The sequence below is a fragment of the Frankia sp. AiPa1 genome, assembly GCF_023243075.1.
Taxonomy (GTDB): Bacteria; Actinomycetota; Actinomycetes; order Frankiales; family Frankiaceae; genus Frankia.
Genome location: NZ_JALKFZ020000100.1, coordinates 1 through 17006 on the forward strand (window position 1 = coordinate 1; position 17006 = coordinate 17006).

At 76.5% G+C, this 17006-nt stretch carries 2 protein-coding genes; both read right to left on the bottom strand.

The window, feature by feature from the left end:
* Window positions 1–11115: type I polyketide synthase (locus MXD95_RS08270; protein ID WP_250639957.1), on the bottom strand; the 11115-nt coding region annotated here is incomplete at its 3' end.
* Between the two features lie 71 nt (window positions 11116–11186).
* Window positions 11187–17006: SDR family NAD(P)-dependent oxidoreductase (locus MXD95_RS08275; RefSeq protein WP_250639958.1), on the bottom strand; the 5820-nt coding region annotated here is incomplete at its 5' end.

Sequence of the window (17006 nt, forward strand, 5' to 3'; positions counted from 1 at the left end):
GCCGCTGTCGCCGCTGTCGCCGCTGTCGCCGCTGTCGCCGCTGTCGCCGCTGTCGCCGCTGTCGCCGCTGTCGCCGCGGGTCGTCTGGGCCGGGACCACCCCGGCGGGGACGGCCGACGGGAGGCCAGGCCACGGGAGTCGTCCGACCGAGACACCCGCGCTCGCCAGTGCCTCGGCAAGCTCCCCCGCCAGGTCGGCGTGCGACGACGGGGTGCCCGCACCCACGCCCGCTCCAGCCGCGGCCGGGGCCGCGAACGGCGTCAGCATGCTCCACCGGGTCGTCGCCGGCACGGCCGGGCCGCCGGGCGCCAGGACCGGCCAGTCAAGGCCGTACAGGTGGGCCCGGCGAGGGCTGGGACCGGCCAGGCCCTCGGGCCGGACGCGGCGGATGGTGAGGCGTTCGACGTTGATCACCGCGGCGCCGGTGGCATCGGTGGCGTGCAGGGTGAACGCGTCGGGGCCCAGTGCTGCCAGGCGCACCCGCAGACGGGTGGCTCCGGTGTGCTCCAGCCGCACTCCCGACCAGGAGAACGGCAGGGGCACGAGCTCCGGGTCCGAGTTCGGATCCAGGTCCGAGTTCGGATCCACGGCGGGCGCGGCGAGTGCCAACGCGTGCAGCGCGGCGTCCAGGAGGGCCGGGTGCACGCCGAACGCGTCGGCCTGGTCGCCGGCCTCGGCCGGCAGCTCGACCTCGGCGAGGATCTCGGCCTGGGCCGGGGTGGCCAGCTGCCAGGCGCCGCGCAGTCCCTGGAAGGTCGGGCCGTACTCCAGCGAGCGGTCGCGCAGGCGGGCGTAGGCGTCGTCGAGGGGGAGCGGCGTCGCCGCCGGGCCGGGCCAGGCGGCGCCGTCCGCGTCGGGTGGGGTGTCGCGCCGCTCGGTCGGGGCGAGGGCGAGCTCGCCGGTGGCATGCCGGCTCCAGCGGGACCCGCCCTCGTCGGCCAGCGTGCCGTCCATCGCCTGGGAGGCCTCCTGCCGGCGGGAGTGGACGCTGATCCGGCGCCGGCCGGCGCCGTCCGGGGCGCTCACCGTGACCCGCAGCCGGACTCCCGCGTCGGGCGGGATGACCAGGGGCGACTCGAGGGTGAGTTCGGCGACGTGATCCTGGTGGGCCAGCCGGGCGGCGTGCAGCGCCAGATCGACGAACGCCGTCCCGGGCAGCAGCACCGTGCCGGCGACGGCGTGGTCGCGTAGCCAGGGATGGGTGCGCAGCGACAGCCGTCCGGTGAGGATCAGCTCGCCCGCGTCCGGGCCGTCGACGCCGTCGAGGACGGCGCCCAGCAGACCGTGCCCGGCGGTGTCCAGGCCCACGCCGAGAGCGCCTGGACCGGAGCCGTCCTCGCCCGCCTCGAGCCAGAACCGGCGGCGCTGGAAGGCGTAGCTCGGCAGGGCCACCCGGCGCGGCGCCGGCGCACCGGTCGGGCCGGTGAACAGGGCGGGCAGGTCGAGGGCGACGCCATGGACGTGTGCCTGGGCGAGGGAACGCCGGAAACGGTCCGACCCGCCCTCGCCGCGGCGCAGCGAGCCGAGCACGACGGCGGGGCGCCTGCCCTCGTGCAGGCTGGCGGCCTCGATCGTCTCCTGGGTGCCGACCGTGAGCACCGGGTGCGGGCTGCATTCGACGAACACCCGGTGCCCGCGGGCGAGCAGCGTCCGGACGGCCCCCTCGTACTCGACGGTCTGGCGCAGGTTCGTGAACCAGTACTGGGCGTCGAGGCCGGCGGTGTCGAGCAGCTCGCCGGTGACCGCCGAGGCGAAGGCCGTGCCCGTGCTTCGCGGGCTGATCCCCGCCAGGTCGGCGAGCAGGCGTTCGCGCAGCGGCTCCATCCGCGCCGAGTGCGAGGCGTAGTCCACGGGAATGCGGCGCACCCGGATGCCGCTGGCCTCCGCCGTGGCGATCAGCTCGTCGAGGGCGTCCCCGTCGCCGGCGACGGCGGTCGACGATGGGCCGTTGACCGCGGCGACCGAGAGCCGCTCGCCCCAGGCCGACAGCAGCTCCCGGACGTGGGCGGCCGGCGCGGCCACCGACGCCATCCCACCACCGTCGCCGAGTGCGGCGATGGCCTGGCTGCGCAGCGCCACCACCCGGGCCGCGTCGTCGAGAGAGAGCGCCCCGGCGACGGCGGCCGCGGCGATCTCACCCTGGGAGTGCCCGACGACGGCTGCCGGTCGCACCCCGTGCGCCTCCCACAGCCGGGCCAGGGAGACCATCACCGCGAACAGCAGGGGCTGCACCACGTCGACCCGGTCCAGGTCGACCCGGGCCGGCGCGGGCGTCCCGGGCTCGCCGCGCAGCACGTCGAGCGGTGCGAAGTCCAGGTACGGGGAGAGCGCGTCGGCGCAGGCGGTGAGGTGGGACCGGAAGACCGGCGACTCGGCCAGCAGCTCGGTCGCCATCCCGACCCACTGCGAGCCCTGCCCGGGGAAGACGAGGACGACCTCCTCGGCGTCAGTCGTGCGGGCGGTCACGGCGTCGGCGTGCGGCTCCCCGGCGGCCAGCGCGCGTAGGCCGGCCAGCAGCTCGCCGCGGCCGTGGCCGGTGACGGCGGCCCGCAGCTCGTGCTGGGCGCGGGTGGTGGCCAGCGAGAACCCGACGTCGCGCGGGTCGAGGTCCGGCTCGGCCGCCTCGACCCACCGGGACAGCGCCGCGGCCTGGGCGCGCAGCGCGGACTCGTCCCGCGCCGAGACCAGCCACAGATCCGGTCCCGGGACGCTCGGCCGCGGCTCGCCCGGCTCCGGCTCGGCAGCCGGGTCGCCGGTGGGCGAGGAGTCCAGGCCGGGCGCCGGGACCGTGTCGGGTGGTGCCTCCTCGAGCACGACGTGCGCGTTGGTGCCGCTGATCCCGAACGAGGAGACGGCGGCCCGGCGGGGACGGCCGCCGCGCGGCCACGGCTGTGCCTCGGTCAGCAGGCTGACGGCACCGGAGGACCAGTCGACGTGCGGGGAGGGCGCGTCGACGTGCAGGGTCGCCGGCAGCCGCTCGTGGCGCAGCGCCATGACCATCTTGATGATGCCGGCGACGCCTGCCGCCGCGAGGGTGTGACCGATGTTCGACTTGATCGAGCCGAGCCGCAGGGGCTGCTCCGCCGGGCGGTCCTGGCCGTAGGTGGCGAGCAGGGCCTGGGCCTCGATCGGGTCGCCGAGCGGCGTGCCGGTGCCGTGCGCCTCGACCGCGTCGACGTCGGCGGGGCGCAGGCCGGCCACGCGTAGTGCCTCGCGGATGACCCGCTGCTGGGAGGGGCCGTTCGGCGCGGTCAGCCCGTTGCTCGCGCCGTCGGAGTTGATCGCCGAACCGCGGACCAGAGCGAGGACCTGATGGCCGTGGCGACGTGCGTCGCTGAGCCGTTCGAGCAGCAGCATGCCCGCGCCCTCACCCCAGCCGGTGCCGTCCGCGGCGGCGGCGAACGCCTTGCTGCGGCCGTCCGCCGCGAGGCCGCGCTGGCGGCTGAACTCCACGAACGTGCCCGGTGTCGCCATCACCGTCGCCCCGCCGACCAGGGCGAGCGAGCATTCGTCGCCGCGCAGCGCCTGGCAGGCCAGGTGCAGTGCGACCAGCGACGAGGAACAGGCGGTGTCGACGGTCACGGCCGGGCCCTCGAACCCGAAGGTGTAGGCGACCCGGCCCGACGCCACGCTCGTCGTGTTCCCGGTGGACAGGTGTCCCTCGAGGGTGGAGGGGGCTGATCCGCGCAGGGAGGCGTAGTCCTGCGCGATGACCCCGGCGAACACGCCGGTGCGGCTGCCCGCCAGGGTCGTCGGGTCGATGCCGGCGTGCTCGAGGACCTCCCAGGCGGTCTCCAGCAGCAGCCGCTGCTGCGGGTCGGCGGCCAAGGCCTCCCGTGGGCTCAGCCCGAAGAAGTCGGCGTCGAACTCGTCGGCGTCGTAGAGGAAACCACCGGACGTGGTGTACGTGTGACCGGGGCGGTCCGGGTCGGGGTCGTACAGGTGATCGAGGTCCCAGCCCCGGTTGTCGGGGAACGGGCCCACCGCGTCCGTGCCGCTCGCGACGAGGTCCCACAGCGCCTCGGCGGACGTCACACCGCCCGGGAAACGGCAGCTCGCGGCGACGATGGCGATCGGGTCGTCCGCTGACGGGACGCCGCGACGGGCCGCCGCGCCGTGCGAGGCGTCGTGCGGCGCGCCGTCCGCCGCCGCGTCGCCGACGGCGCCGAGCAGCTCGCCGCGCAGGAAGCCGGTGAGCGCGGCGGCGGTCGGCTGGTCGAACAGGAGCGTGGCCGGCAGCCGCAGACCGGTGGCGGTGTTAAGCCGGTTGCGCAGCTCCACCGAGGTCAGCGAGTCGAGTCCGAGCGCGCTGAACGGCCGGTCCGCCTCGATCGTGTCCGGGTTGGCATGCCCGAGCACGGCGGCGACCTGGGTCCGGACGAGGTCGAGCAGCAGCCGGCGCCCCTCGGCGGCGGGCAGCGCGCGCAGCCGGGCGGCCAGATCGTCGGTGGGGGCGGGGCCGGCCGCGGCCCGGCGGACCGTCCCGGTCGCCGCCAGTGCCCGCAGGACGGCCGGCAACGTCCCGGCGGCCGCCCGGGCGGCGAGGGCGGCCGGGTCGAACCGGGCCGGCACCAGCAGCGGTGTCTGATCGACGAGGGCGGCGTCGAACAGCGCGAGACCGTCGTCGAGGGACAGCGGCCGGACCCCGGAGTGGGCCAGGCGGCGCTGGTCGGCGGCGGTCAGAGCGGCCGTCATCCCGGCGCCGCCGGAGGCTGCCCCGTCCGGCGCCCAGGGCCCCCAGGCCAGGGAGACGGCGGGGCGGCCGGCGGCGGCGCGATGCAGGGCGAGCGCGTCGAGAAAGGCGTTCGCCGCCGCGTAGGCGCCCTGCCCCGGGTTGCCGGCGACCCCGGCCAGCGAGGAGAACAGCACGAAGGCCGCGAGGTCGGCGTCGCGGGTCAGCTCGTGCAGATGCCAGGCGGCATCCACCTTGGGCCGCAGGACCGGGCCCAGCGGCGGCGGGGTCGCCCCATCGACGACGGCGTCCCGCAGAACGCCCGCGGCGTGGATGACGGCGGTCAGGCGATGGCGTGCGGGTACCGCGTCGAGCACCGCGGCGAGCGCGTCGCGATCGGCGACGTCACAGGCGAGGATGTCGGTGTGCGCGCCCGCCGCGGTGAGTTCCGCCCGCAGCTGTTCGGCTCCGGGCGCCGCCGGTCCGCCGCGGGAGACCAGCAGGAGACGACGGGCGCCCGCCGAGGCCACGAGGTGACGGGCGACGGCGGCGCCCAGCGCGCCGGTCCCCCCGGTGATCAGCACCGTCCCGTCCGGGTCGAGGGCCCGCGGCACGGTGAGCACCACCTTGCCGACATGGCGGGCCTGGCTCAGGTACCGGAACGCCTCCGGCGCGGCGGCGACCTCGAACGCGGTGACCGGCAGCGGATCGACCGCGCCGGCCTCGAACAGTCGGCACACGTCGCCGAGCAGCCGCCCGATGTGCTCCGGGTCCAGCTCACTGAGGTCGTATGGCAGGTAGCGCACGCCCCGGTGGTCAGCCTCGACCTGCCCACGTTCGCGCAGGTCGGTCTTGCCCATCTCCAGGAACGCCCCGCCCCGCGGCAGCAGGCGCAGGGACGCGTCGATGAACTCCCCGGCGAGCGAGTTGAGCACGATGTCGACGCCACGGCCGGCGGTGGCCTCGAGGAAGCGCCGTTCGAACTCCAGCGTCCGGGAGGAGGCGATGTGGTCGTCCGGCACGCCGGCCGCGCGCAGCGCGTCCCACTTTCCCGGGCTCGCCGTGGCGAAGACCTCCAGGCCGAGATGGCGCGCGAGTCGGGTGGCGGCCATGCCCACGCCGCCCGCGCCGGCATGGATCAGCACGGTCTGTCCGGGCTGGGCGCGGGCCAGCTCGACCAGGCCGTACCACGCGGTGAGGAAGGTGATCGGGGTGGCGGCGCCCTGCGCGAACGAGAAACCGCGGGGCAGCCGGGTCAGGCGCCGGTGGTCGGCGACGGCACGGGGCGCGATCGCGCCGTCGAACATCCCGATGACCCGGTCGCCGGGGGCGAGGGTGGTCACGTCCGGCGCGGTCTCGACGATGACGCCGGCGCCCTCGCTGCCCAGCCGCGCCGCACCGGGATACATGCCCAGGGCGATCAGCACGTCGCGGAAGTTCAGTCCGGCCGCGCGCACCGCGATCCGGACCTGGCCGTTCGCCAGCGGCGCGTCCGCCTCCGGCGCGGGCACCCGGGCGAGGCTGTCCAGCGTGCCGGCGACGGTGAGGTCGAGCCGCCAGGGACCATCGGCCGGCGGGGTCAGCCGCTGGCGGGCATCACCGCGGATCACACGTGGCGCGAGCAGCCGGTCGCCGCGCAGGGCGAGCTGACGTTCACCGGCGGCGACGGCCGCGAGCGCGGCGGGCAGGGCGTCGCCGGCGTCGCCGGGCGCCAGGTCGAGCACCGCGATCCGGCCGGGATGCTCCGCCTGGGCCACCCGCGCCAGGCCCCACAGGGCTGCCTGCGCCGGTGCGGTGACCCTGTCGCCGGGACCGGCGGCCACCGCGCCGCGGGTGAGGACGACCAGCGGCGCGGGGGCGAGGTCGCCGCGGGCCAGCCAGGCGCGCAGCAGCCCGAGCAGCCCCGCGGTGAGCTGGTGTGCGGCACCGGCCTCGCCGCGGTCGGCCGCGGGAATCCGCTCGGATTCGGGAGTCGGCCCGGTTTCGGGCGGGTGGGCCCGCCGGTCGGCCTCGGGCACACCGAGAAGCTCGAGCTGATGTGCGGCCAGGTCGTCACCGGCCATCACCAGCACGGCCGAGGGCGGCCCACTGCCGGCCGCCGCGTCGTGCTGGGCCGGACCGGAGTGGGCCGGATCGGAGGCGCCGGGGTGCCGGTGGATGGTCACGGTTGCGCCGACCGCGGTGAGGGCATCCGCCAGCTCGGCGGCCTGCCGGCCGAGCAGTGCCCACCGTCGCCCCCGGTTCCCGTCCGCGCCGCCCACGTTCGTCCCACCGTCGGCCGCGCCGCTGCCGTCGGCTGTGCCGCTGCCGTCGCCTGTGCCGCCGTTGACGGTCGGCATCGTGACCGGCACCCAGTCCAGACGGTGCGGCAGGATCGCCCGCGGCCGCGGGCCGCGCAGCGCTGAGCGGGGTGCGGGGCGCAGGGCGAGTGCCTCGACGGTCGCGACCGGGGCGCCGGTCGGATCGGTCAGGGCGATGTTCACGCTGCCGTCGCCGGCGACGCGCAGCCGAGCGTCGAGTTCGCTCGCCCCGGCGGCGTGCAGCTCCACCCGGGACCAGGAGAACGGCAGGTTGATCTGCTCGGGATCGGTGCCCACCGGGTCGTGCCCGGACGTCGCCGTCGGGTCGAGGGCGAGCAGGTGCAACGCCGCGTCCAACAGCGCCGGATGGACGCCGTAGCCCTGGGTGGACGTGTCCGCGGGCAGGCGCAGCCGCGCGTGGATGTCGGTGCCCGCCCGCCAGGCCGCGCGCACGGCGCGAAACGTCGGCCCGTATTCGTATCCCTGCTGGGCCAGCCGCTCGTAGAGGTCGTCGACGGGCAGCGCCGTCGCGCCCACCGGCGGCGCCGCGGATCCGCCCGGTGCCAGGGCGTGCGGTGTCGTGCCTCCCGGGGTCGGGTCGGGTGCGGTCGGGTCGGGCGCGGTCAGGGTGCCGCTGGCATGCCGGTTCCAGCCCTGCGCGTCGGACCAGGCCGTGGCCATCTCGCCCACGGCCGTCGGGTCCGGTGCGCCCGCGGACGGGCCGGGGCCGTCGCCGGTGGGACGGGAGTGGATCTGGACGGCACGCCGACCCGTGGCGTCCGCGGCGCCGACGGCGACCTGCAGGTCGACCGCGTAGCCCGGAGGCAGGACCAGCGGGGACTCGATGACCAGCTCGTCGAGGACGGGACTGCCGGCGAGGGCGCCGGCGTGCAGGGCGAGGTCGACGAACGTGGTACCGGCGACCAGGGTGGTGCCGGCGATGACGTGGTCGGCGAGCCACGGCTGGGTGCGCGGGGTCAGCCGTCCGCTCAGCACGGCGGTGAACGCGCCGCCGTCGGTGGTGGCGTCCGCGACGGCGGCGGCCATCGCCGGGTGGGCGGCGATCGCTGAGTTCGCGGCGATCTCGGTGGCGGCGGCGAGCAGCGGATGGCGGGCGTCGCCGAGGCCGAGGGTGGCGGCGTCCGCGGCGGCGGGCGCGTCGAGCCAGTAGCGCTGGTGCTGGAAGGCATAGGTCGGCAGGGCGACCCGGCGCGACGGGCGGGCGGGCGGGTCAGTATCCGCTCCCGCCTCACCCGGGCCCAAGGCGGGGCCGGCGGCGGCGAGCAGGGCGGGCCAGCGCGGGCTGACACCGCGCGCGTCCAGCGCGGTGATCGCGGCCACCAGGGTCAGCGCCTCGGGCCGCCCGGCGCGCCCGGCGGCGACCGTCAGCACGGTCCCGGGACCAACGGCCGGGGCGTCGGGACCGTCGGGACCGTCGGGACCGGGGCCCGGTGTCGCGCCCCGTGGGCCGGCGCCGTCGAGGTCCAGCGCCGCGAGCGTGTCGGCGCTGGCGGTGGTGAGTACGGTGTCGGGGCCGAGCTCCAGGTAGGTGCGTGCGCCGCGGGCATGCAGCTCGCGGACACCGTCGGCGAAGCGCACCGCGGACCGAACCTGGTCGACCCAGTAGTCGGGGTCGCTCAGAGCGCCGGGTGCCGCGAGCCGGCCGGTCAGGTTCGACACCACGGCCGTGGTCGGCTCGGCGAGGCGCAGCTCGCCCACCACGGCGCGGAACTCCTCGAGCATGGGATCCATGCGCGGTGAGTGGAAGGCGTGGCTGACCTGGAGCCGCCTGGTCCGCCGGCCGCGGGCCCGGATCACCTCGGCGACGGTCGCGGCGGCGTCGGCGTCGCCGGAGACGACCGTGGCGGTCGGCCCGTTGATCGCCGCGATCGCCAGACGCCCGGTCAGACCATCGAGCAGCGGGCGAACCTCAGCCTCGGTCGCCTCCAGGGCGATCATCGCGCCGCCGACGGGCAGGGCCTGCATCAGCCGGCCGCGGGTGGCGACGAGCCGGGCGGCGTCCGCCAGGTCGAACACGCCCGCGACGTGCGCGGCGGCGATCTCCCCGACCGAGTGGCCGAGCAGCAGGTCGGGCCGCAGTTCCCAGGAGCGCACCAGGCGGTACAGCGCGACCTCGAAGGCGAACAGGGCGGGCTGGGCGTTGCCGGTCAGGTGCAGTGCCGCGCCGTCCGGGTCGGTGTCGAACATCACCGCGAGCAGAGGCCGGTCGAGGTGGCGGTCGAACGCGGCGGCGACCTCGTCGAGCGCGGCGGCGAACACCGGGTAGGTGGCATAGAGCTCGCGGCCCATGCCCGGTCGCTGGCTGCCCTGACCGGTGAACAGGAAAGCGGTGCGGCCGGGCGCGACGGTGGCGGTGAGCGTGCCGGGCGCGGCCGTGCCGTCAGCGAGGGCGCGCAGCCCGGCGAGCAGCTGGTCGCGCCGCGACGGCGCGTCCGGTTCGACGCTGGTGGGCAGGACGGCCGCGCGGGCGTCCAGCCGGTCACGGGTGGTGACGAGGGCGGTGGCGACGGCGGCCGGATCCGCGTCCGGCCGCGCGAGCAGGAACTCGTGCAGCCGGCGGGCCTGCGCCGGCAGAGCCGCCGTGGACGCGGCGGACAGCACCCACGGCAGCACAGCGGTACCGTCCGGGTCCCGCGCGTCGGTGTGCGCCGTGCTGGCCCGCGCGGCGTCGGCCCCGGGAGCGTCGGCCTGCGGTATGACGGCCTGCGGGATGACGGCCTGTGGGACCGCGGCCTCCGAGGTGACGGCCTCCAGGACCAGGTGGGCGTTGGTGCCGCTGATGCCGAACGACGACACGGCCGCCCGGCGCGGCCGCTCGCCGGCCGGCCATGGGACGGCCTCGGCCAGCAGGCTGATGTCCGCGCCGTCCCAGTCGACATGCGGGGTCGGGCTGTCGACGTGAAGGGTGGCCGGCAGCGTGCCGTGCCGCATCGCCTCGACCATCTTGATGACACCGGCGACACCGGCGGCGGCCTGGGTGTGACCGATGTTGGACTTCACCGAACCCAGCCGCAGCGGCTCGGGCGCGGCCCGGCCGTGCCCGTAGACGGCCATGAGGGCACCGGCCTCGATCGGGTCGCCGAGTGAGGTGCCGGTGCCGTGCGCCTCCACCGCGTCGATCTGTTCCGGGGCAAGGCGGGCGTCGGCCAGCGCCTGGCGGATCACCCGTTCCTGGGCGGGGCCGTTGGGGGCGGTGAGCCCGTTGGACGCGCCGTCCTGGTTCACGGCGCCGCCAAGCACCAGCCCGAGCACCGGATGCCCGCGCCGGCGTGCCTGCGAGAGCCGCTCCAGCAGCAGCAACCCGCCGCCCTCGGCGAAGTTCGTCCCGTCGGCCGAGGCGGCGAACGACTTGCACCGGCCGTCGGCGGCCAGCCCGCGCTGGCGGCTGAACTCGACGAACACCCCGGGCCCGGCGAGCACGGTGGCGCCGCCGGCGACCGCGAGTCCGCATTCCCCGGCCCGCAGCGCCCGCACCGCGAGGTGGATCGCCACCAGCGAGGAGGAGCAGGCGGTGTCCACGCTCAGGGCCGGGCCTTCCCAGCCGAACGTGTAGGCCACCCGGCCGGAGGCGACGCTCGGGGTCTTGCCGGTGAGCAGGTACCCCTCGGCCGCGCTCGGCGCCTGGTCCAGACGCGGGCCGTACTCGGGGGCGATGACTCCGGCGAACACACCGGTGTCGCTCCCGCGCAGCGAGGCGGCGGGGATGCCGGCGTTCTCCAGCAGCTCCCAGGCCAGCTCCAGCAGCAGGCGGTGCTGGGGGTCGGCGGCCGCGGCCTCCCGGGGGCTGATGCCGAAAAGCTCGGCGTCGAACCCGGCCGCGTCGGTGAGGAATCCGCCCTGCCGGGTGTACGAGGCGCCGGAACGGGTCGGGTCCGGGTCGTAGAGGCGGTCGAGATCCCAGCCGCGGTCGTCCGGAAAGTCGCTGATCGCGTCCCCGCCGTCGGCCACCAGTCGCCACAGGTCGTCCGGCGAGCCGACCCCGCCGGGATACCGGCACGACATCGCCACGATCGCGATCGGCTCGTGGTCGCGGGCGTCCGCGACGCGCAGCCGTTCGCGGGCCTCGGCCAGGTCACCCGTGACGCGACGGAGGTAGTCGCGCAGCTTCTCCTCGTTCGCCATGCGTGGTACCTCCCGCTAGATGGGTCCATCCGCGCGTGTGGGCCGCGCCGGTACTCCCGGCGCGGGGCTCGTCAGCGCAGGTTGTCGATGAAGTCGAAGATCTCGTCGTCGCTGGCGTCGTCCAGGGCGGCCCGGGCGTCGCCGCCGCCGGTGTCGGCCGCCGTCGGGTCAGAGCCAGTCGGGTCAGAGCCGGCCGGGTCGGAGCCGGCCGGGTCGGAGCCGGCCGGGTCGGAGCCGGCCGGGACGGGGCCGGTGTCCGCCCGCCGGGCCCGCAGTGCCAGGAGCAGGTCCTCCACCCGGCTGGTGGCGCGGGCCAGGTCGTCATGGCCGGCGGGCAGGTCCCGCAGGGCCGCCTCGAGCTGGGCCAGCGCGGCGGCCGGGCCCGCAGCGGCTGCCGGTGCGGCGGTGCGGCGCAGCTCGCCGTCGAGGTGACGGGCCAGCCGGTGGGGGGTCGGATGGTCGAAGACGACGGTGGCGGCCAGCCGCAGCCCGGTCGCGGTGCCCAGCCGGTTGCGCAGCTCCACCGCGGTCAGGGAGTCGAATCCGAGGTCCTTGAACGCGCCGTCGGCCCGGACGGTCTGCGCGGTGTCGTGCCCGAGGGTCCGGGCCACCTGGAGACGGACCAGGTCCAGCAGCGCCTCCTGCCGCTGCTGCGGCGGCAGGGCGGCCAGGCGTCGCGCCGACGCGCCGGCCGACTGCCGCGGACGGCCTTCGGTCGCGGGGCGGCGGGTGCCCTCGGGGCCGTGCGCCGTGGTCAGGTCCCGCAGCATCGGTGGGATCGTGGCGCCGTCCGCCGCCGCGGCGCGCAGCGCGGGGATGTCCAGCCGGGCGGGAACCACGGCCGCCCGGGAGGCGCGCAGCGCCACGTCGAACAGCGCCAGGCCCTCGGCGGTGGACAGCGGGGGAAGGCCGGTGCGGCCCATCCGGGCCAGGTCCGCCTGGTCCAGATGGGCGGTCATCGCGCTGGTCTGAGCCCACAGCGGCCAGGCCATCGACGCCGCCGGCCGGCCGGTACGGCGGCGGTGCTGGGCGAGTGCGTCCAGACCGGCGTTGGCCGCGGCGTAGTTGGCCTGCCCGGCGGGGCCCAGAGTGGCCGCGATCGACGAGAACAGGACGAACGCGGCCAGATCCGCGTCGAGGGTCAGCTCGTGCAGGTTCCAGGCCGCGTCGAGCTTCGGGCGCAGGACGGTGTCCAGGCGGGCCGGGGTCAGATCGGCCAGCAACCCGTCGTCGATCACACCGGCGGCGTGGACGACGGCGGTCAGCGGATGTGCGTCCGGGATGCCCGCGAGCACCTCGGCCAGGGCCGGGCGGTCGGCGGCGTCGCAGGCGACGACCTCGGCGTGGGCACCGAGGCCGGCGAGTCGGGCGACGAGGTCACCGGCTCCCGCCGCACGCGGGCCGCTGCGGCTGAGCAGCAGCAGGCGGCGAACCCCGTGCACGGTGGCCAGATGCTCGGCCAGGGCGCTGCCGAGCACGCCGGTTCCGCCGGTGAGGAGCACGGTCCCGTCCGGATCGAGGGGAGCATCGAGGGTGAGCACGACCTTGCCGACGTGGCGGGCGTGACCGATGAACCGGAACGCCTCCCGGGCGCGGCGCACATCCCACGCGGCGACCGGCAGCGCGGCGAGCTCGCCACGCTCGAACATCGCACCGACGGCGCCGAACATCCTCCGGACGTGCTCGGGTCCCCGGTCGGTCACGTCGTAGGCCTGGTAGCGGACGTCCGGGCGGACCCCGGCGATCACCGCGGGGTCACGGATGTCGGTCTTACCCATCTCGACGAACCGCCCCCGCGGGGCCAGGACCCGCAGCGAGGCGTCGACGTACTCACCGGCGAGGGAGTTGAGCACCACGTCGACCCCGCTCCCGGCGCTCGCCGAGCGCACCCGCTGTTCGAAGCCGAGGTCCCGGCTGGAGGAGATGCGCTCGGGCGGTAGGCCCAGCGCGCGCAGCACCGGCCACTTCGCGGGGCTCGCGGTGCCGTGGACGCGCAGCCCCCAGGCCCGCGCGAACTGCAGCGCGGCCATGCCCACGCCGCCGGTCGCCGCGTGCAGCAGCAGGGACTCCCCGGACGCGACGTCGGCGATCTCCCGCAGCCCGTAGTAGGCGGTGAGGAAGACCACCGGCACGGCCGCGGCCTCGGCGAACGACAGCCCGGCGGGGATCGGCGCGACCATGCGGTGATCGGCGATCGAGACCGGCCCGGCACCCGCCGACAGCAGGCCCATCACCCGGTCGCCGACGGCGAGCCCGGTGACGCCGGGACCCACCTCGAGCACCAGCCCGGCGCATTCGCCGGCGGGCGGCCGAGTGTCGCCCGCGACCATGCCCAGGGCGAGGATCACCTCGCGGAAGTTCAGGCCCATCGCGCGCACGGCGATGCGCACCTCGCCCTCGCCGAGCGGGCGGGTCGCCGCGTCCGACGGGATCAGGGCGAGGCCGTCGATGGCGCCCTCACCGGTGTAGGCGAGCTGCCAGCCCTCGGCGTCCGCGGGCGGGATGAGCAGGTCCGCTGGTCCGTCCAGCAGGGTCAGACCTGGCCGCAGGACGCTCTCGCCGCGCAGTGCCAGCTGTGTCTCGCCGGCGGCGAGGGCGCTGGCCACCTGGGGCCGGCCCGCGCCGTCGAGCGGGCCGGCGCTGGCCTGGTCCCCCAGGTCGAGCAGGGCGAAGCGGCCTGGGTGTTCGGTGATCGCCGAGCGGACCAGCCCCCAGACCGCCGCGCCGGCCAGATCGGCGCAGTCCTCCCCGGCGTGGGTGGCGACGGCGCCGTGGGTGACGAACACCAGCTGCCCGCCGTCCTCCTCGGCCGCCCATGCCTGGATGAGCGCGAGTGCGCGCCCGGCCGCGGCGCGGGCGGCCGCGGGCGCGGTGGCGTTCCCGCCCGCCTCGGCCGCGTTGCCTGCCTCGACTGCTGTGCCTGCCTCGACTGCTGTGCCCGTCCCGGCCGCGTCGCCCGCCTCGGTGGCGGGGGTGTCGTGTGGACCGACCGCGACGAACACGCGGCTGTGACCGTCCGCGACGGCGGCCCAGCGCGGTGCGGCGCAAAGGTCGGCCACCGCGCCGTGGACGGTGATCCGGCCGTTCACCGCCCGGTCGCCGTTCACCGCCCGGTCGCGCCGCAGCCGGTCGTCGGTGCCGGCGTCGTCAGTGCCGGCGGCGTCGGTGTCGGCGGTGTCGGTGTCGGCGGTGTCGGTGTCGGTGTAGGCGGTGTCGGTGTCGGCGGTGTCGGCGTCGGCATGGACGGGGAACCACGCGATGCCATAGGTGTGCGGTCCGGCCGGTTGGGCCGCGCCCAGGGCGGCCAGGGCGTCGGCGCTCATCGCGCGCACCGTGAGGGCCTCGACGCTCACCACCACCGCGCCGTCCACGTCGGTGCCGGTCAGCGACACGGTGCCGTCGCCGATGGGGGTGACCCGAACCCGCAGCGCCGCGCCGCCGGGGATGTGCACGCGCACCCCGCGCCAGGCGAAGGGGACCAGCACCGCACCGTCCGCGACTGGCGGCAGGGCCAGCGCCGCCGCGTGCAGGGCGGCGTCCAGGAGCGCTGGATGCAGGTGGTAGCCCTGTGCCGCGCCGTCCAGGTCGGCCGGAAGCGCGAGCTGCGCGTGGACGCCGTCAGCGCCCCGCCAGGCCTCGCGCAGGCCCTGGAAGGCCGGGCCGTAGTCGTAGCCTCGGGCGGCCAGGGATTCGTACAGACCATCCACGTCGAGCACGCTGGCCCCGGCGGGTGGCCACGTGCCGTCGTGCCCGACGACCTGGTGACCGGCTGTGACGCCGGGTTCGGCCGCGACGAGCCCGTCAGCGTGGCGGGTCCACGGCGCGGGTCCGGACCCGTCGGTTGCGGACCCGCCGTCGAACCCGCCACCGGTGCTGGAACCGGCGGGCCGCGGGCGGGAGTGCACGGTCACCGGCCGCTCGCCCCGCTCGTCCGCCGCGCCGAGCAGCACCTGCACGTCCACCCGCCCGTCCGGGCGTAGGGGCAACGGCGCATGCAGCGTGAGTTCCGTGAGGCCGCCGGGCATCCCGGCGGCGTGCAGCGCCAGCTCGACGAAGGTCGTGCCGGGCACGAGAACCGTGCCGGCGACCGCGTGGTCGGCCAGCCACGGCTGACTGGCCAGCGACAGCGTCCCCGTGTAGATCGAGGTGCCCGTCTCGGCGAGGGCGACCGTCGCGCCGAGCAGCGGATGGCGGGACTGTGTCACGCCGGCCTCGGCCAGGTCGCCGCCCGCGGCCGGAGCCGCCAACCAGTAGCGGCGGTGCTGGAAGGGATAGGTCGGCAGGTCGGGGATGTGCGCGCGGCGGGCGGCCTGGGCCCGGTTCGTGCCCGTGCCGGCGTCTTGCGTCGCCGCCGGATCCAGCAGGGCGGGCAGGTCCAGGGGCACGCCGTGCGTGAACGCCTGCGCCGCGGACAGCAGCAGCCTGGTGCGTCCGCCGTCGTCGCGGCGAAGCGTCCCGATGACCGTGCTCGGCAGGTCCTGCGGGGCTGCCGCCGTCCCGGTGGTGTCGGAGGTGTCGGAGGTGTGTGCCGGGTCCGGGCCGCGCAGCGCGTCCAAGGTGTCCTGGATGCCGACGGTGAGCACCGGATGGGAACTGGACTCGACGAAGGTGCGATGGTCGTCGGCGGCCAGGGCCCGCACGGCGGACTCGAACTCGACCCGTCCGCGCAGGTTGCGGTACCAGTAGTCGGCGTCGAGCCCGGCGGTGTCCAGGCGCCCGCCGGTCACGGTCGAGTAGAACGCGAGCTCACCGGTGCGGGGCCGGATGCCGGCAAGCGCCGCGAGCAGCCGGTCCCGGATAGCCTCGACGTGCGGTGAGTGGGACGCGTAGTCGACCGGGACCCGCCGGGCCCGCACGCCGAGAGACTCGGCCTGGACCAGCAGCTCGTCCAGCGCGCCGGCGGCCCCGGAGACCACCGTGGATGCCGGCCCGTTGACGGCCGCGACGCCGATCGCGCCGGCCCATCCGGCGATCAGCCGCTCCACCTCGGCGACCGGGCGCGCGACCGAGACCATGCCCCCGGCACCGGTGATCTCCAGTAGGGCCCGGCTGCGCAGCGCGACGATCCGTGCGGCGTCGGCCAGGTCCAGGGCGCCGGCCACGTGGGCGGCGGCGATCTCCCCCTGGGAGTGACCGACGACCGCGTCGGGCCGCAGCCCGATCGAGCGCCACACCTCGGCCAGCGAGACCATCATCGCGAACAGGGCGGGCTGGACGACGTCAACGCGTTCCAGCGCGCCGGCGTCTCCGCCGCGGACGACGTCCAGCAGCGAGAAGTCGACGTGCGGGGCGAGAGCCCGCGCGCACCGGGTCATGGCCCGCAGGAACACCGGGGACGTGTCGAGCAGTTGCGCGGCCATCCCCGGCCACTGCGATCCCTGCCCGGGGAACACCAGCACGATCCGCCCCGGCCCGGACGGGTCGGCGAAGCCCTGGCCCGGGTCGGCCCCGGCCCGGGCCTCGCCGTCAGCCCCGCCCTCGCCGCCCTCGCCGAGCGCGGCGAGTTCCCGCAGGGCGCCCGCCCGGTCCGAACCGACCACGAGGGCGCGGTGCGCGAACAGCGTCCGGCCGGTCGCCAGGGCGAGGCCGACCTCGCTCAGCGGCAGGTCCGCCCGCGCGGTCAGGTGCTCGTGCAGTGCCCTGGCCTGGGCGGCGAGCGCGGCGGCCGAGGGAGCTGACAGTGGCAGTCCGACGGGCCCGTCATCGGCCACCGCCGGGTCCGGCCCGGTCTGCCGCGGTCCCTCGGACGCCGGACGTTCCCGCGGCCCGCTGTCCGGGCTGGTGGTGTTGGGGTTGGGGTTGGTGTTCGGGGTGGGTGGTTGTTCGAGGATGAGGTGGGCGTTGGTGCCGCTGATGCCGAAGCTGCTGATGGCGGCGCGGTGGGTGGTGGT